Raw genomic sequence first — 16,008 nt, 5'->3', positions numbered from 1 at the left:
GCCGCACTCGCCGGCGTACTCACCGCAGCCCTCACCTGTTGGCGACCGCCTGCTTGATCAGTGTCTTGCCGAAGTCCCACATGAGCCCTCCGCCGCTGTGGGCGTCGTCCATGACGTCCGTGAAGGCGTCGACGAACCGGTCCACCTCTCGTTCGCCGATGATCAGCGGCGGGATCAGCTTGATGACCTCCAGGTGGTCCCCGGAGACCTGGGTGAGGATGCGGTGCCGGCGCAGCAGCGGCACGACCACCATCTGCGCGAACAGGCCCTTGCGCGCGGCCTGGAGCATCGTCCAGCGGCTGCGCAGCTTGAGTGAGTCGGGCCGGCCGAACTCGATGCCGATCATCAGCCCGCGTCCGCGCACATCGGCGAGCAGCTCGTACTTGTCGGTGAGGGCGGCCAGCCGTGACCTCAGCAGTTCTCCGGTGGCCCGGACGCCCGCGACGATCTGCTCGTCCTCCATGACGGACAGCACGGCGAGCCCGGCCGCCATGGCCTGCGCGTTCGAGCCGAAGCTCGCCGAGTGGACGAGCACCCGGTCCATGGACGAGTAGACCTTCTTGAAGATCCAGTCCTTGCCGATCGTGGCGCCGACCGGGACATAGCCGCCGGAGAGCGCCTTGGCCACGCACACCAGGTCCGGTTCGACGCCCTCCTCGTGCTGGTAGGCGTAGAAGTCGCCGGTGCGGCCGAGGCCGGTCTGCACCTCGTCGGCGATGAGCAGCGCCTTGTGCCGGTGCAGCAGCTCCTGCGCGGCCCGCAGATAGCCGGGCGGGGCCTCGTGCACGCCCTTGCCCTGGATCGGTTCGACGATCAGCGCGGCCACGTCGCCCTTCGCCAGCTCCCGCGCCAGCGCGTCGAGGTCGCCGAGCGGGACGGCCGTGTCGGGCAGCAGCGGCGCGAAGCCGTCCCGGAAGCCGGACTCGCCGTTGACGGACAGCGAGCCGGTGGTCAGTCCGTGGAAGGCGTGGTCGCAGTACAGCACCCTGGGCCGGCCGGTGACGAACCGCGCGAACTTCAGCGCGGTCTCCACCGCCTCCGTGCCGCTGTTGCCGAAGAACACCCGGTCCAGGTGAGGGCTGTGGGCGAGCAGCTTCTCCGCCAGCAGCCCGGGCAGCGGCTGGCAGTCGAAGCGGGTGAGGTCGGCGAGCTGTGCGTCCAGCACGTCGTGCAGCGCCTTGCGGACCACGGGGTGATGGCGGCCCAGGCCCATCACCCCGAACCCGGCGAGCATGTCGAGGTAGTCGTCGCCGTCGGCGTCCCAGAAGTAGGCGCCCTCGGCCCGCTCGTACACCTTGTCGAAGCCGATGGTGTGCAGCATGCGCGGGAGCTGGTGGTTGAGGTAGCGGGTGTGCAGCTCGTAGCGCTCGGCTCCGCGCTCGGCGAGGAGTCTGCCGAGGTCGAACTCGCTGGTCATTCAGCCTTCTCCTTGACTGACGCGACGGGACGGCCCGCGGGGCGGCCGCCGTCGGACGGGTCGGTCGAACCGCCCGCGGCCTCCTTCAGGGCGAGGCTCGCGCTGATCCGGCCGGCGACCTCGACGGGCGTGAGGCCGATGTCGGCCAGCACCTCGCCCCGCTTGGCGTGCGCGAGGAACTGCTCCGGGATGCCGAACCGCCGCACCGGCACGTCCACGTCGGCGTCGCCGAGCGCGAGCGCCACGGCACCGCCGACCCCGGCCGAGCGGCTGTTGTCCTCGACGACGGCCACCAGCCGGTGCTGGGCGGCCAGTGGCGCGAGCGCCGGGTCGACGGGCTTGACCCAGCGGGGGTCGACGACCGTGCAGCCGATGCCGCGTGCCTCGAGCAGCTCGGCCGCCTGGAGGCACACGGGGGCCATCACACCGACGGCGACGAGGAGGACGTCCTGGTCCGGCCCGCGGTGCAGGACGTCGAGCCCGCCCACCCGGTCGACGGCCGGGACCGCCGGTCCGACCGACTCCTTCGGGAAGCGCACCAGCGTCGGGGCGTCGTCCACGGCCACGGCCTCCCGCAGCTGCGCCCTCAGCTGGTCGGCGTCCCGGGGCGCGGCGATCCTCAGGCCGGGGACGACCTGGAGGATCGACATGTCCCACATGCCGTTGTGCGAGGCGCCGTCGACGCCGGTGACACCGGCCCGGTCCAGGACGAACGTCACCCCGCAGCGGTGCAGCGCGACGTCCATCAGCAGCTGGTCGAAGGCGCGGTTGAGGAAGGTGGCGTAGACGGCGACGACCGGGTGCAGTCCGCCCGTGGCGAGGCCGGCCGCCGAGACGGCCGCGTGCTGCTCGGCGATCCCCACGTCCCAGACCCGGTCGGGGAACCGCTCCGCGAACTTGCCGAGGCCGACCGGGTGCAGCATGGCCGCCGTGATCGCGACGACGTCCTCACGCTCCTCGCCGATCCGGACGATCTCGTCGCCGAACACCGACGTCCAGGACGGCCCGCCCGACGGCGCGAGCGGTTCGCAGGTCAGCGGGTCCATCACACCGACGGTGTGGAAGTGGTCCTCCTCGTGGGCGAGGGCGGGCTCGTAGCCGCGCCCCTTCTCCGTGAGGCAGTGGACCAGCACCGGTCCGTGGAAGCGCTTGGCGCGCCGGAGCGCCGACTCGACGGCCCCGATGTCGTGTCCGTCGATGGGGCCGACGTACTTCAGTCCCAGGTCCTCGAACATGCCCTGGGGCGCGAAGGCGTCCTTGAAGCCCTTCTTCGCGCCGTGCAGGGACTCGTAGACCGTGTGGCCGACCAGGGGCGTGCGCAGCAGGACGTCCTTGCCCCAGGCCAGCACCTTCTCGTAACTGTCGGTGGTGCGCAGGGTCGCCAGATGGTTGGCGAGGCCGCCGATGGTCGGGGCGTACGAGCGCTCGTTGTCGTTGACGACGATGATCAGCGGCCGGTCCTTGGCAGCCGCGATGTTGTTCAGCGCCTCCCAGGCCATGCCGCCGGTCAGCGCCCCGTCGCCGATGACCGCGACGACGTGCCCCTTCTCCCCCTGCACCTGGCGGGCCTTGGCGAGCCCGTCGGCCCAGCCGAGGGCGGTGGAGGCGTGGCTGTTCTCCACGATGTCGTGCTCGGACTCCTCACGGGAGGGGTAGCCCGACAGGCCCCCCTTGCCGCGCAGCTTGGAGAAGTCCTGACGCCCCGTCAGCAGCTTGTGCACATAGCTCTGATGGCCGGTGTCCCAGACGATGCGGTCCACCGGCGACTCGAAGACCCGGTGGAGCGCGACGGACAGCTCCACCACCCCCAGGTTGGGCCCGAGGTGCCCGCCGGTCCTCGCGACCGCGTGCACCAGGAACTCCCGGATCTCGTCGGACAGTTCACCGAGTTCCGCCTCGGACAGCGCCTTCAGGTCACGTGGTCCCCGGATGCTCTCCAGAATCGTCATGCTCGGGCCCCCTCTCGGTCCGTGCCGTGCTTCAACTCACCGTCACTGCCGGTTTCCCCGTGCCGGTGGGGACGCCCGCTGCGGCCCCGTCCTGTTCCATCTGCTCGGCGATCTTCATCGCCTCCTCGATGAGGGTCTCGACGATCTTCGACTCGGGGACGGTCTTGACGACCTCGCCCTTGACGAAGATCTGCCCCTTGCCGTTGCCGGAGGCGACGCCGAGGTCGGCCTCACGCGCCTCGCCGGGGCCGTTGACGACACACCCCATGACCGCCACCCGCAGCGGCACCTCCATGCCGTCCAGGCCCGCGGTGACCTCCTCGGCCAGCTTGTAGACGTCGACCTGCGCCCGCCCGCAGGACGGGCAGGAGACGATCTCCAGCCGCCGTTCCCGCAGCCCGAGCGACTGCAGGATCTGCATGCCGACCTTGACCTCCTCCGCGGGCGGAGCGCTCAGCGACACCCGGATGGTGTCGCCGATGCCCTGCGAGAGCAGCGCGCCGAACGCCACCGCGCTCTTGATCGTGCCCTGGAAGGCGGGGCCCGCCTCGGTCACGCCGAGGTGCAGCGGGTAGTCGCACTGGGCGGCGAGCTGCTTGTACGCCTCGATCATGATCACCGGGTCGTTGTGCTTCACGGAGATCTTGATGTCCCGGAAGTCGTGCTCCTCGAAGAGGGACGCCTCCCACAGCGCCGACTCCACCAGGGCCTCGGGCGTCGCCTTGCCGTACTTCTGCAGCAGACGCCGGTCCAACGAACCCGCGTTCACGCCGATCCGGATCGGGGTGCCGTGGTCCTTCGCGGCCCCCGCGATCTCCTTCACCTTGTCGTCGAACTGCTTGATGTTGCCCGGGTTCACCCGGACCGCCGCGCAGCCCGCCTCGATCGCCGCGAACACGTACTTCGGCTGGAAGTGGATGTCCGCGATCACCGGGATCTGCGACTTCCGCGTGATCGTCGCCAGCGCGTCCGCGTCGTCCTGCGTCGGGCACGCCACCCGCACGATCTGGCAGCCCGACGCCGTCAGCTCCGCGATCTGCTGCAGCGTCGCACCGATGTCCGACGTACGCGTCGTCGTCATCGACTGCACCGACACCGGGGCGCCGCCGCCGACCGCCACCGGTCCGACCTGGATCCGCCGGGACGTACGTCGCGGGGCGATCGGCCGGGCCGGTACCTCGGGGACGCCCAAGGAGATGGCGGTCATGGGATCACTCCCGGTTTCCGGAGACGGTCTCACGCATGGCGCGCAGCGACTCCTTGAGCGAGCCCATGGTGGCGAGGACGGCGGTGGGTTCGTAGCCGCAGTGCGCCATGCAGTTGGCGCAGCGCGGGTCCTTGCCGCGGCCGTACTTGTCCCAGTCGGTGTCCTCGATCAGCTCGCGGTACGTCGGGACGTAGCCGTCGCTCATCAGGTAGCAGGGGCGCTGCCAGCCGAAGAGGGAGTAGTTCGGGATCGCCCAGGCCGTGCAGGGGAAGTCGACCTTGCCCTCGAGGAAGTCGAGGAACAGCGGCGAGTGGTTCAGCCGCCACTTGCGGCGGTTGCCGCCGGCGAAGGCCTTCTTGAACAGCTCGCGGGTCTGCTCGACGCCGAGGAAGTGCTCCTGGTCCGGTGCCTTCTCGTAGGCGTAGGCGGGCGAGATCATCATCTCGTCGACCTGGAGGTCGTCGTTGAGGAAGTTGAGCACCTCGATGATGGTCTGCGGGGTGTCGGTGTTGAAGAACGTCGAGTTGGTGGTGACCCGGAAGCCGCGCCGCTTGGCCTCCTTGATCGCCTCGACGGCCTCGTCGAAGACGCCCTCCTTCGCCACGGACTCGTCGTGACGCTCCCGCAGGCCGTCGATGTGCACGGCGAACGCGAAGTACGGCGACGGCGTGAACTTGTCCATCTTCTTGCGCAGCAGCATGGCGTTGGTGCACAGGAAGACGTACTTGCGCTTGGCCACGAGCTGCCGCACGATCTCGTCGATCTGCGGATGCATCAGCGGCTCGCCGCCGGCGATGGACACCATCGGCGCCCCGGACTCCAGCACCGCGCCCACGGCCTGCGCCACGGGCATGCGCTGCTTCAGGACCCCCGCCGGGTGCTGGATCTTGCCACAGCCCTCGCATTTGAGGTTGCACGCGAACAGGGGTTCCAGCTCGACGATGAGCGGGAACTTGTCACGCCTGCGGAGCTTCTGTTCAGCCAAGTAAGTAGCGACCTTGATGGACTGGCGCAGCGGCATGGCCATCTGGCTCACCTCCTGGGGAGCAGCAAGGAACGGTGCCATTCATAGAAAGCAGGCAGAACGGAACGAAGAACGCGGAAGGCCGATATTCCACCGCGCAATGTGCCGATCCGGACGAGTTCATGTTCTGGAGCGTCCACGACCACCCGGACGGCCGCAACCGGGCGCTCGCCCGTGCGTACGGCGCTCAGGAGCGTGGCCGCGGATTCCATGTCGACCGCGATCGCGCCGGTCGTGAGCAGATCGGACCGTTCCTGACCGCGGACCACATGGTCCGAGCCGGTGAGCGGTCCGGTGTGGACGGTGCGGCCCGGGACGGACCGCGTGAGGGCTTTCACCAGCAGGTCGGTCCCCGTGCACGGAACGGTTCCCGCCGGATCCCGGGTCTCCTCGGCGACCACGAGGTCGCCGGGGTGCATCCCGGGGGCGAGGCCCGCGCAGAAGCCGGTGGCGAGGACGGCCGCCTCCGCCAGCGCCGGGTCGGCCAGCAGACGGGTCACCGAGCGCTCGGCCGAACGGGGTCCCATGCCGGTGCGCAGCACGGTGACCGGCCCGCCGGCCCCGCCCCGGTCGCCGGTGCGCAGGGCGATCTGCTCGATGCCGAGCGCGCAGGCGATCAGCAGCGGGGCCGGGGCGGGCTGTGGGTTCATCCGCTCCCCTCGGCGTCGGCGGCGGGGGTGGTGGCGGTGGCGGTCGCCTTGCCGGCGAAGGGTTCCCCGTGCAGGTACCGGCCGAGCGCGGTCAGCGGGAAGACCTGCCGGTAGAGGTGGTAGTTGATCGAGAAGTCCCAGGGGAAGCCGGTGCCGGTGAAGTACGGCTCGTCCCAGGTGCCGTCCGGCCGCTGGGTGGCGGCCAGCCACTCGATGCCGCGTTCCACGGCCTTGGAGTCCTTCTCGCCCGCCGCGAGGAGGGCCATCAGCGCCCAGGCCGTCTGCGAGGCCGTCGAGGCGCCCCTGCCGCTCCACTCCTTGGCGTACTTGTAGGAGCGCAGGTCCTCGCCCCAGCCGCCGTCGTCGTTCTGGACGGACTCCAGCCAGGCGACGGCCCGGCGGATCGCCGGGTGGGAGCCGGGGAAGCCCGCGGCCGTCAGGGCCGGGACGACGGACCCGGTGCCGTAGAGGTAGTTGACGCCCCAGCGCCCGAACCACGAGCCGTCGGGCTCCTGTTCGGCGAGGAGCCAGGCGATGCCGCGCCGGGTGCGCGGGTCGTGGGCGAGCCCCTCGACGGCGAGCATCTCGACGACGTGCGCGGTGACGTCCGCCGACGGCGGGTCGATGACCTCGCCGAAGTCGCAGAACGGCAGCCGGTTCGGGAAGGGGCTGGTGTTGTCGACGTCGAAGGCGCCCCACGCCCCGTTGCGGGACTGCATGCCGAGGTTCCAGCGCACCCCGCGGCCGATCGCGCGTTCCATGCGCTCGGCGTCGTGGTGGCGGACCCGGCGCAGCGCCAGGACCACCTCGGCGGTGTCGTCGATGTCGGGGTAGTTGTCGTTGTGGAACTCGAACGCCCAGCCGCCGGGCGGCAGTTGGGGGCGCCGGACCGACCAGTCGCCGGGCCGGACGATCTCCTCGCCGAGCATCCAGTCGGCGGCCTTGACGAGTTGCGGGTGGTCGGCGGGCACGCCCGCGTCCACCAGAGCGATGGTGGCCAGACAGGTGTCCCACACCGGTGACTGGCACGCCTCGATCATCCGGGCGCCGTCCTCGCGCCACACGGCGAAGCGGTCCAGGGACGCCAGTCCCTCGCGCATCACCGGGTGCTTCAGGTCGTAGCCGAGCAGGTGCAGCGCGATGATCGAGTAGACCGCCGGGGGCTGGATGCCGCCCCAGCAGCCGTCGTTCTCCTGCCGTTCGATGATCCAGCGGGCGGCGGTGTTCATGGCCGCTCTGCGGAGTCTGCGCGGGACGACCTTGCGCAGCTGGTGCAGGGCCTTGTCCAGCCGCTGGAAGGCACCGTCCCAACTCGCCACCGGGGCGAGCGGCTTGGGCGGGTTGGGGTTCGCCGGGTCGGTGTGCAGCTCGTCGAGCGGGAAGGGCGCGGGGCGCACCGGGCGCTTCGCGGAGACGATCGTCAGCGGGACGATGGTCTGCCGGGCCCAGCAGCCGAAGTCGTAGATGTTGAGCGGCACCCAGGTGGGGAAGTAGATGAGTTCCGGCGGGAGTTCGGGCAGGTCCTCCCACTTCCACCAGCCGAACAGGGCCAGCCAGATACGGGTGAACACGCGGGCCTCGGCGATGCCGCCCCGGGCCCGGATCCAGGCGGAGGCCTTCGCCATGTGCGGGGCGTCGGGGGCGTCGCCGGCCAGCCGCAGGGCGACGTACGCCTCGATGGTGGTGGACAGTTCGCCGGGCCCGCCGTAGAAGGTGGCCCAGGTGCCGTCGTCGCGCTGCTCGCCGCGGATGAAGAGGGCGGCGGCCCGCGTGGTCTCCTCGTCCCGGATGCCGAGGAACTGACGCAGCAGCAGGTCCTCGGCGTCCATGGTGACGTTCGTCTCCAGGTCGCCCTTCCACCAGCCCTCGGGGTCCTGGCGGGCCAGGAGGAAGTCGGTGGCGCGCCGGGCGGCGCGTTCGGCGGCCTCGTGCGCCCCGGTCGCCAGGGGGGTCTCGCTGTGGATCTCACTGGCCGCGGCGGCCCGGGGCGGCAGGGCCGCCCCGGTGCTTCCGTCGGTCGTCGCTGTCATGGCTTCCCCTTCGTGCAGTGCTGCAAGCGGTGCGTCTGCTGTGGGTCCGCCGTCGGCCGGGGCGCTGCGTCCAGCGCCTCCGGCCGGCGACTACGCGAGGACTATTCGACCGATATGGATCATCTCTCTTCCCCCGATGGTGTTCATCTCTTGCGGACGACGACGAAGTCCGCGAGCGCCGTGAACTGCGCCCGCACGCGCTCGGGCATGTCGACGGCGTCGAGGGCCTCGACGGCGATGGTGTGCTGGCGGCGTGCCTCCTCGGCCGTCCACTCGCGGCCGCCCGCCTCCTCGATGAGGGCGGCCCGGGCGGCGAACTCCTCCTCGGAGAAGGTCGCGAAGTCGCTGCTCTTGGCGTCGGCGGCGAGGATCTCACCGAGCCGCTCGGAGGCGCTGCCGCCCGCCGCGAGCGCGGCGACGACCGGCAGGGACTTCTTGCGCTGGCGCAGGTCGCTCCAGGTCTGCTTGCCGGTGGCGTCCGGGTCGCCCCAGATGCCGAGGAGGTCGTCGACGGCCTGGAAGGCGAGGCCGAGGTGGTAGCCGTACGTCTCCAGGGTGTCGGCGGTCCGCTCGTCGGCGCCGCCGAGGACCGCGCCGATGGAGGAGGCGCAGGCCAGCAGGGCGCCGGTCTTGTTGCCCTCCATCTCCAGGCACTCCTCGACGCTGACGCGGTCGCGGTGCTCGTAGGAGATGTCCTGCGCCTGACCGTCGATCAGGGCGCGGGTGGCGGTGGTGAGCCGGCGGGCGGCGCGGCCGGCCTCGGCGGTGCCGCGTTCCAGCAGGACGTCGTAGGCGAGGGCGAACAGGGCGTCCCCGACGAGGATGGCCTGGGCGGGGCCGTGCACCTTCCAGACGGTGTCGCGGTGCCGGCGCTGCTCGTCGCCGTCCATGAGGTCGTCGTGCAGCAGGGAGAAGTTGTGGACGAGTTCCACGGCGACGGCCCCGGGGATGCCGGCCTCGGGGGCGGCTCCGGTGACCTCGGCGGAGAGCACCGCGAGGGCGGGGCGCACGGCCTTGCCGCCGTCGCCGGCCGTGGGGTTGCCGTGGGCGTCGATCCAGCCGAAGTGGTACGCGGAGACGGTGTCCATGGGAGCGGCCAGGCGGTCGATCGCCGTCCGCAGTACCGGTGTGGCCAGGGTCCTCCCGCGCTCCAGGAGCGCGGTCACGTCGACCGCGGTCTCTCGAGCGGCCTTCTCGGCCGGGGGCACAGTGGGCACGGTCTCTCCTCTTGTAGCGGTACCGGGGGTGCGGGGGCCTGCCGCCGCGTGCTCGTTCAGCATCAGGCCGCCTCCTCGACGGCGAAGAGATGGCCGGGGCGGGGCCTGCCGAGGGCGCCGAGGGCGGCCTCGGCCGCTCCGACGCCGCTGCGGACCGCACTCTCCATGGTCGCGGGCCACCCGGTGGCGGTCCACGCTCCGGCCAGGTACAGGCCGGGTGCCTTGGTACGGGCGCCGGGCCGCAGCCGTCCGACGCCGGGGGTCGGGGCGAACGTCGCGGTGCGTTCGCGGGTGACGAAGAAGTCCTTCACGCGGGCGCCCCGGGCGCGCGGCAGCAGCCGCTCCAGCTCGGGCAGGTACCGCTCGCGGAGGGTGGCCACGGGTGCGTCGATCTCGTCCTGCGCGGCCGACTGGGACACGGCGAGGTACTGGCCGTCGGTGAGGCCGGCGGCCTCGGTGCGGTCGAAGACCCACTGCAGCGGGGTGCCGAGGGCCGTCAGGAAGGGGGCGGCGAGCACCGTGCGGTCGTAGACGACGTGGACGTTGAGGATCGGCGCGGTGCCGATGCGCAGCAGCCGGCCGGGGTCGTCGAGGGCGCCCTCGGGCAGCAGGGCGTGGGCCTCGCGCTGGGGCACGGCGAGCACGACGGCGTCGGCGGTGAGCGTCTCGCCGGGCACCTGGACGCTCCAGCGGCCGCCGGCGTCGCGGGAGAGCGAGGTGGCGCGGGTGCGCAGTTCGGTGCGGACGCCCGCGGAGTCGAGGGCCTTGCGGGCCAGTCCGTCGTGCAGGTCGCCCAGCGGGACCCGGGACCAGCCGATGTCGGCGGCGCCCGGTTCGGACAGCAGGCCGGTCTTGAACACCATGGCGGCGAGTCCCAGCGAGGCGTCGCCGGCGACGGCGTTGAGGGTGGCGACGCCGACCAGGTCCCACAGGGCCTCGACGGCGCGCGGGGACTGGCCGTGCGCGGCGAGCCAGCTGCCGAAGTCCTGGTCGTCGAGGGCGGGGTCGGCCGGGTCGAGGCCCTTGAGGGCGAGCGCGGCGCGTCCGACCCTGGCCCGTTCGGCGAGCGACAGGTGCGGATAGCCGGCGAGGCTGCGGCCGAGGTGCAGGGGGACGGGCAGCGGGTCGCGCCGCAGCCGGCCGAGCCGCCGGCCCTCGGGCTTGCCGAGGTCGACGACGGGCACGTCGAGACGTTCCTGCAGCGGGGCGAGCGCGGCCCCGTCGATCCGGTCGAGGAACCAGCGGTAGGCGGTGCAGCAGCGCAGATAGACGTGCTGACCGTTGTCGACGGTCAGGTCGCCGCGCCGGAAGGAGAAGGCGAGGCCGCCGAGCCGGGGCCGGCCCTCCAGCAGGGTGACGCGCACGCCCGCGTCGGCGAGCGCGAGCGCGGCGGTGACACCCGCGAGCCCGCCGCCGATGACCACGGCGTCCCGCCCGGAGCGGTCGGAGGCGCCGGAGAGCGGCCCGTCGGACCGTGTGCCGTCGGTCATCGCGCGCCCTCCCCCGTGCGACCGCCGTGCCGGCATCCGGACGCCGTTCGGCCGGTCGTCGTCAGGGACGCGGTACGGCCGCGGAGGGTTGCCCGCCGTTTTCCGCCCAGCTGCATCAGGCACGCCTCCTGACGGCTCGCCGGGTCACGTGCCGGGTGTCGAGGCCGGACAGGCCGCGGACGGCGACGTAGGCCTTCTCCCGGCCGGGCAGGGAGACACGGCCGCGCAGGACGGCCTCCGGGTCGCGTTCGATGCGGTCCAGGAGGCGGCGGTAGATGCCGGCCATCGCGGCGACGCAGGCGCCGCTGCGCCGGTCGAGCATGGGGAGCAGCCGGTAGCCCTCGGCGAACAGGGCGCGGGCCCGGCGGACCTCGAAGTGCACGAGGCCGGCGAAGTCGGAGCCCTCCGGCGGGGTCGGCCCGTGGAAGCCGGCGGAGCAGCCGAACTTGGCGAGGTCGTCCGCGGGCAGATACGTACGGCCGCCCTCGCCGTCCTCGCGGACGTCGCGCAGGATGTTGGTGAGCTGGAGGGCCAGGCCCAGGGTGTCGGCGTACTCGGGGGCGCGTTCGGCGCCGCGCGCGTGCGGTTCGGTGCCGAAGACGCCGAGCGAGAGACGGCCGATGGCGCCCGCCACGCAGCGGCAGTACACCTTGAGGTCGTCCCAGGTCTCGTAGGTCTCGCCCCGGACGTCCATGAGCACGCCGTCGATCAGCTCGTCCAGGCCGCCGAGCGGGATCGGGAAGGTGGCGGCGGCGTGCGCGAGCGCGACGGCGACGGGGTCGGTGTCGTCCTCGTCGATCTCGCCCTCGCGGATCCGGGTCAGGACCCCGCGGGTGTCCTCGAGCCGGGCGGTCTTGACGTCGCCGGGCAGGGTGCCGTCGCCGATGTCGTCGACCCGGCGCGAGAACGCGTACAGCGCCGACATCGCCCGGCGCTTGGGCGTGGGCAGCAGCCGGATGCCGTAGGCGAAGTTCCGGGCCTGCCGTCCGGTGACGGTCTCGCAGTAGCTGTAGGCGGCGAGTACCGGTGCGGACACGTGTGGTGCAGACTCCACGGTCCGGATCACCCCTCTCCTCGCAGGGTCCCGCCCACCTCGCGCAGCAGCCGGAGCTTGCCGGCCTTGGGCGGGCCTGTGAGTACGTCGTATTCGGCGGCGGCGATCGCTTCGACGGCCGCCCTTCCCCCCGCCACGAAACCCGCCAGCAGCAGCTTGAGCCTGCCGTGGACGCTACCCACGAGGGGCGTGCCTTCATTCAGGAGGTTCCGGGCGCGTTCGGCTTCGTATGCAACCAGTGCGCGCACCGATGCGCCTGCTGTTTTCGCGGCCAGGTCGTTTTCGTCGACGTGGAAGCGCTTCATGTCCTCGGCGGGCAGATAGATCCGGTCACGTCCGAGGTCCTCGGCGACGTCCTGGAGGTGCTCGACGATCTGGAGCGCGGTGCACACCGCGTCGGAGAGCCGGATCCGCTCGGGCGTCGCGGTCCCCGTGACAGCGAGGACGAGCCGGCCGACGGGGTTGGCGGAGAGTTCGCAGTAGGCAAGGAGGTCGTCGTAGGTCTCGTACCGGCCGACGAGCTGATCCTGGCGGTTGGCGGCGATCAGGCCGAGGAACGGCTCGGGGGTCAGCGAGCGGCGGTGGACCGTCGGCTGGAGGCGGCGCAGCAGGGGGTGGCGCGGGGTGCCGTCGAAGACGCGGCGCAGGTCGGCCTCGAAGGCGTCGAGCAGCACGAGGCGGTCGTCGGCGTCGGGGCCGGACACGCCGAGCAGGCGGGCGTCGGCGCCGCCGGGGGCGAGGTCGCCGTCGCCGATGTCGTCGACGAGGCGGGCGAAGCCGTAGACGGCCATGAGGTCGGCGCGCCAGGCCCTGGGCAGGAAGAACGGCGCCACGGGGAAGTTCTCCGCGGCGGCCTTGTCGAGGGTGGTGCGCTCCGGATCGGCGGTGAGCGCGTCGGCTCCCGTCATCGTCGACTGCCCGGCGCGAAGACGGCGCACGCTGCGTGGAGCTGGGGAGTTTCCGTAGCCATTGCCGTCACATCTCCCGTTCTACACCGCAGACCCGATGCGCACTATTTCGGACACGCCGCCCGGGCCTCCGTGCCGCGGCCCGGAGGCGGGCATCACGCCTTATCGCCCCACTTGCGTGTTTCGGTACCGGTACAGCTTACGTTGTACAACGCTGCACGGCTCCTGGGGGTGTCCTGCACATCACAAGAACACACCGATCGGCGTCAAGATTCCTGACACCAGGCGGAGTTGACGTTTCCTTTGCAGACGCGGGGCCCCGCCGGAGCAGTTCCGGCGGGGCCCCGCGAAGCGTTCTGGGCCGCACGGCCCACCACGGGGTGGACTACTTGCCCGTGAACTTCTCGTACTCCTTGAGGACCTCGTCCGTCGGACCGTCCATCCGGAGCTCGCCGCGTTCCAGCCACAGGACGCGGTTGCAGGTGTCGCGGATCGACTTGTTGTTGTGGCTGACGAGGAAGACCGTGCCGGCCTCCTTGCGCAGCTCGCGGATGCGGTTCTCGGAGCGCTTCTGGAACTTGCGGTCACCGGTGGCCAGCGCCTCGTCGATCATGAGGACGTCGTGGTCCTTGGCGGCGGCGATGGAGAACCGCAGCCGGGCGGCCATGCCGGAGGAGTAGGTGCGCATCGGCAGGGTGATGAAGTCGCCCTTCTCGTTGATGCCGGAGAAGTCGACGATGTCCTGGTAGCGCGCCTTGATCTGCTCGCGGGTCATGCCCATGGCGAGCCCGCCCAATATGACGTTCCGCTCGCCGGTGAGGTCGTTCATCAGGGCGGCGTTCACGCCGAGCAGCGAGGGCTGCCCGTCGGTGTAGACCTTGCCCTTCTCGGCCGGGAGCAGCCCGGCGATGGCCCGCAGCAGGGTGGACTTGCCCGAGCCGTTGGAGCCGATGAGGCCGATGGCCTCGCCCCGGTAGGCGACGAAGGAGACACCGCGCACGGCGTGCACCTTGCGCACCCCGCGCTCCTCGCCGCGCTTGAGGATGCGGCTCAGGGCGGCGGTGGCGCTGCCCTTGCCGGACTTGGCGCCGTTGACGCGGTACACGATGTGCAGCTCGTCGGCGATGACGGTGGGGACGCGCTCCCCGGCGTTCTGGTCAGCCACGGCCGTACCTCTCCTCCGCCTTCCAGAAGTACACGAAGCCGCCGGCGGCGAACAGCACGGCCCAGCCGAGCGCGACCATCCAGACGTGGTCCGGCAGGTTCGAGGAGCCGTAGCCGTCGATCAGGGCGAAGCGCATGAGGTCCATGTAGATCGCGGCCGGGTTCCACTGCAGGACCGTGGCGATCCACTCCGGCTTGCCCTCCAGCATGATCGGGATGGAGAACATCACGCCGGACGCGTACATCCAGGTGCGCATCACGAACGGCATCAGCTGGGCGAGGTCGGGGGTCTTGGCGCCGGCCCTGGCCATGATCATCGCGAGGCCGGTGTTGAAGAAGAACTGCAGCACCAGCACCGGGACGATCAGCAGCCAGGACATCGACGGGTAGCTCCCGAAGGCGACCGCCACGACGAACAGCACGACCATCGAGAAGAGAAGCTGCTGGAGCTGCTGCAGCGCGAAGGAGATGGGCAGCGAGGCGCGCGGGAAGTGCAGGGCGCGCACCAGTCCGAGGTTGCCGGAGATCGCGCGGACGCCCGCCATCACCGAGCTCTGGGTGAAGGTGAACACGAAGACGCCCGTGACCAGGAACGGCACGTAGACCTCGCGGGACATGCCCCGGTCGGCCTGCAGGATCAGGCCGAAGATGAGGAAGTACACGGCGGCGTTCAGCAGCGGGGTGGCCACCTGCCAGAGCTGCCCGAGCTTGGCCTGGCTGTACTGGGCGGTCAGCTTCGCCCGCGAGAACGCGAGGATGAAGTGCCGCCGGTCCCAGAGCTGCCGGACGTACTCGAACAGCGAGGGGCGGGCGCCGCTCACGGTCAGCCCGTACTTGGCGGCCAGCTCGGCCGCCGTGAGTCCCTCGTCGGGCGACGGCGGCGCGCTCACCGCGACCGGGCCGTCGTGCGTTGTCTCACTCACCAGTCGAAACTTTCGTCATCGAGATGCGCAGCCCCCTGTGCGGGTCTGGCATGTACCTGCGGCCGGGGTGCGGGCCGGTGCTCCTCAGGGCCGAGCCTGTCAGATGACAGGAGGCCGGCCCAGTCGGGTCAGCCGCCACACCGTACGCCACTTCATGGGACGCCGGGGACCGCACGAAGTCGTCCATCCTTCCCGGAATCCCCCGAACCATGCCTTCAGCGCGGGCCCCGAGGGACGCCGGAGAAGGGTGAGCAGCAGCCACACCCCGAGGTAGACGGGGACCAGCGGCGCGGGCAGGTTGCGGCGGGCGAGCCAGACCCGGTTGCGGGCGACCATGCGGTGGTAGACCGCGTGCCGGGAGGGCGCGGTCGTGGGGTGGTACAGCACCATGTCGGACCGGTAGTCGATCATCCAGCCCGCGTCGAGGGCCCGCCATGCCAGATCGGTTTCCTCGTGCGCGTAGAAGAATGCGTCCGGCAGGCCGCCGACTTCCGCGAGGACCTGGGTGCGCACGGCGTTGGCGCCGCCCAGGAAGGTGGTGACCCGGGAGGAGCGCATCGGGTCGGAGGCGCGCAGCCGCGGGACGTGCCGGCGCTGGGTGACCCCGGTCTCGGGGTCGGCGATGCGGAAGCTGATGATGCCGAGCGCCGGGTCGGCCTCGAAGGCCTGGCGGCACAGCTCGGCGGTGTCGTGCCGGGCGAGCAGGCCGTCGTCGTCGAGGAAGAGCAGCACGTCGACGTCCCGGCCGCTCGGGCCGAACGCCTCGATGCCGACGTTGCGGCCGCCGGGGATGCCGATGTTCTCGGGCAGCTCGATCGTGCGGACGCCCTCGGGGACGTCCGGAACGGGTGAGCCGTTGCCGACCACGACGACCTGGACCGCGTCGCCGTCCTGCTTGGCGACCGAGTCGAGCAGGGCGCGCAGCTCCTCGGGGCGGTTGCCCATGGTGATGACGACCGCGCCGACCTTCATGGC

Annotated in this window: 14 protein-coding genes; all 14 read right to left on the bottom strand. The window is 71.5% G+C overall.

What is annotated here, in order from left to right; all coding sequences use genetic code 11:
- Positions 1-31 precede the first annotated feature (31 nt).
- The gene (locus F8R89_RS30140) at positions 32-1,417 is read right to left on the bottom strand and encodes an aspartate aminotransferase family protein (RefSeq protein ID WP_151786910.1); all 1,386 of its coding nucleotides are present in this window, start codon (positions 1,415-1,417) and stop codon (positions 32-34) included.
- On the bottom strand, positions 1,414-3,366 hold the full coding sequence (gene dxs, locus F8R89_RS30135) for a 1-deoxy-D-xylulose-5-phosphate synthase (protein WP_151786909.1): 1,953 nt from the start codon (positions 3,364-3,366) through the stop codon (positions 1,414-1,416). The genes F8R89_RS30140 and dxs overlap by 4 nt, the downstream gene beginning before the upstream one ends.
- Positions 3,367-3,397: 31 nt before the next feature.
- Complete coding sequence (gene ispG, locus F8R89_RS30130) at positions 3,398-4,573, bottom strand: flavodoxin-dependent (E)-4-hydroxy-3-methylbut-2-enyl-diphosphate synthase (protein WP_151786908.1); 1,176 nt, start codon at positions 4,571-4,573, stop codon at positions 3,398-3,400.
- A 4-nt stretch (positions 4,574-4,577) separates the two neighbouring features.
- Positions 4,578-5,600, bottom strand: coding sequence for an adenosyl-hopene transferase HpnH (gene hpnH, locus F8R89_RS30125; RefSeq protein ID WP_055619147.1), 1,023 nt, complete (start codon positions 5,598-5,600; stop codon positions 4,578-4,580).
- Between the two features lie 5 nt (positions 5,601-5,605).
- Positions 5,606-6,247, bottom strand: a complete 642-nt coding sequence (locus F8R89_RS30120) for a 1-hydroxy-2-methyl-2-butenyl 4-diphosphate reductase (protein WP_151786907.1) — start codon at positions 6,245-6,247, stop codon at positions 5,606-5,608.
- Positions 6,244-8,277 (bottom strand): squalene--hopene cyclase, encoded by a 2,034-nt coding sequence (shc, locus tag F8R89_RS30115; RefSeq protein ID WP_151786906.1) that lies wholly within the window; start codon positions 8,275-8,277, stop codon positions 6,244-6,246. The genes F8R89_RS30120 and shc overlap by 4 nt, the downstream gene beginning before the upstream one ends.
- A gap of 143 nt (positions 8,278-8,420) precedes the next feature.
- Positions 8,421-9,485, bottom strand: coding sequence for a polyprenyl synthetase family protein (locus F8R89_RS30110; RefSeq protein WP_192806402.1), 1,065 nt, complete (start codon positions 9,483-9,485; stop codon positions 8,421-8,423).
- A 71-nt stretch (positions 9,486-9,556) separates the two neighbouring features.
- Positions 9,557-10,984, bottom strand: coding sequence for a hydroxysqualene dehydroxylase HpnE (gene hpnE / locus F8R89_RS30105; protein ID WP_151786904.1), 1,428 nt, complete (start codon positions 10,982-10,984; stop codon positions 9,557-9,559).
- Positions 10,981-11,100 carry a DUF6380 family protein gene (locus tag F8R89_RS37385; protein WP_413251276.1) on the bottom strand — a complete coding sequence of 40 codons (120 nt, stop codon included), beginning with the start codon at positions 11,098-11,100 and terminating at the stop codon, positions 10,981-10,983. Before F8R89_RS37385 ends, hpnE begins: the two co-directional genes overlap by 4 nt.
- Positions 11,100-12,050, bottom strand: coding sequence for a presqualene diphosphate synthase HpnD (gene hpnD, locus F8R89_RS30100; protein ID WP_151786903.1), 951 nt, complete (start codon positions 12,048-12,050; stop codon positions 11,100-11,102). The genes F8R89_RS37385 and hpnD overlap by 1 nt, the downstream gene beginning before the upstream one ends.
- Positions 12,047-12,946 carry a squalene synthase HpnC gene (gene hpnC / locus F8R89_RS30095; RefSeq protein ID WP_151786902.1) on the bottom strand — a complete coding sequence of 300 codons (900 nt, stop codon included), beginning with the start codon at positions 12,944-12,946 and terminating at the stop codon, positions 12,047-12,049. Before hpnC ends, hpnD begins: the two co-directional genes overlap by 4 nt.
- A gap of 385 nt (positions 12,947-13,331) precedes the next feature.
- Positions 13,332-14,111, bottom strand: coding sequence for an ABC transporter ATP-binding protein (locus tag F8R89_RS30090; protein WP_151786901.1), 780 nt, complete (start codon positions 14,109-14,111; stop codon positions 13,332-13,334).
- On the bottom strand, positions 14,104-15,033 hold the full coding sequence (locus tag F8R89_RS30085; RefSeq protein ID WP_151786900.1) for an ABC transporter permease: 930 nt from the start codon (positions 15,031-15,033) through the stop codon (positions 14,104-14,106). The genes F8R89_RS30090 and F8R89_RS30085 overlap by 8 nt, the downstream gene beginning before the upstream one ends.
- Before the next feature lie 99 nt (positions 15,034-15,132).
- Entirely contained in the window at positions 15,133-16,005 is an 873-nt protein-coding gene (locus F8R89_RS30080; RefSeq protein ID WP_151788343.1) for a glycosyltransferase family 2 protein, read from the bottom strand.
- Between the last annotated feature and the right edge of the window lie 3 nt (positions 16,006-16,008).

This window comes from Streptomyces sp. SS1-1, from assembly GCF_008973465.1.
In the GTDB taxonomy this organism is placed as follows: Bacteria; Actinomycetota; Actinomycetes; order Streptomycetales; family Streptomycetaceae; genus Streptomyces.
The sequence above is the reverse complement of the archived record's forward strand: the minus strand, read 5'-3'. Positions and strand labels throughout refer to the sequence as shown.

Excerpts from the sequence above, each read along its gene's own strand:
- F8R89_RS30140 (WP_151786910.1), bottom strand. The coding sequence starts at position 1,417 with ATGACCAGCGAGTTCGACCTCGGCAGACTCCTCGCCGAGCGCGGAGCC.
- dxs (WP_151786909.1), bottom strand. The coding sequence starts at position 3,366 with ATGACGATTCTGGAGAGCATCCGGGGACCACGTGACCTGAAGGCGCTG.
- ispG (WP_151786908.1), bottom strand. The coding sequence starts at position 4,573 with ATGACCGCCATCTCCTTGGGCGTCCCCGAGGTACCGGCCCGGCCGATC.
- hpnH (WP_055619147.1), bottom strand. The coding sequence starts at position 5,600 with ATGGCCATGCCGCTGCGCCAGTCCATCAAGGTCGCTACTTACTTGGCT.
- F8R89_RS30120 (WP_151786907.1), bottom strand. The coding sequence starts at position 6,247 with ATGAACCCACAGCCCGCCCCGGCCCCGCTGCTGATCGCCTGCGCGCTC.
- shc (WP_151786906.1), bottom strand. The coding sequence starts at position 8,277 with ATGACAGCGACGACCGACGGAAGCACCGGGGCGGCCCTGCCGCCCCGG.
- hpnE (WP_151786904.1), bottom strand. The coding sequence starts at position 10,984 with ATGACCGACGGCACACGGTCCGACGGGCCGCTCTCCGGCGCCTCCGAC.
- F8R89_RS37385 (WP_413251276.1), bottom strand. The coding sequence starts at position 11,100 with ATGCAGCTGGGCGGAAAACGGCGGGCAACCCTCCGCGGCCGTACCGCG.
- hpnC (WP_151786902.1), bottom strand. The coding sequence starts at position 12,946 with ATGACGGGAGCCGACGCGCTCACCGCCGATCCGGAGCGCACCACCCTC.
- F8R89_RS30080 (WP_151788343.1), bottom strand. The coding sequence starts at position 16,005 with ATGAAGGTCGGCGCGGTCGTCATCACCATGGGCAACCGCCCCGAGGAG.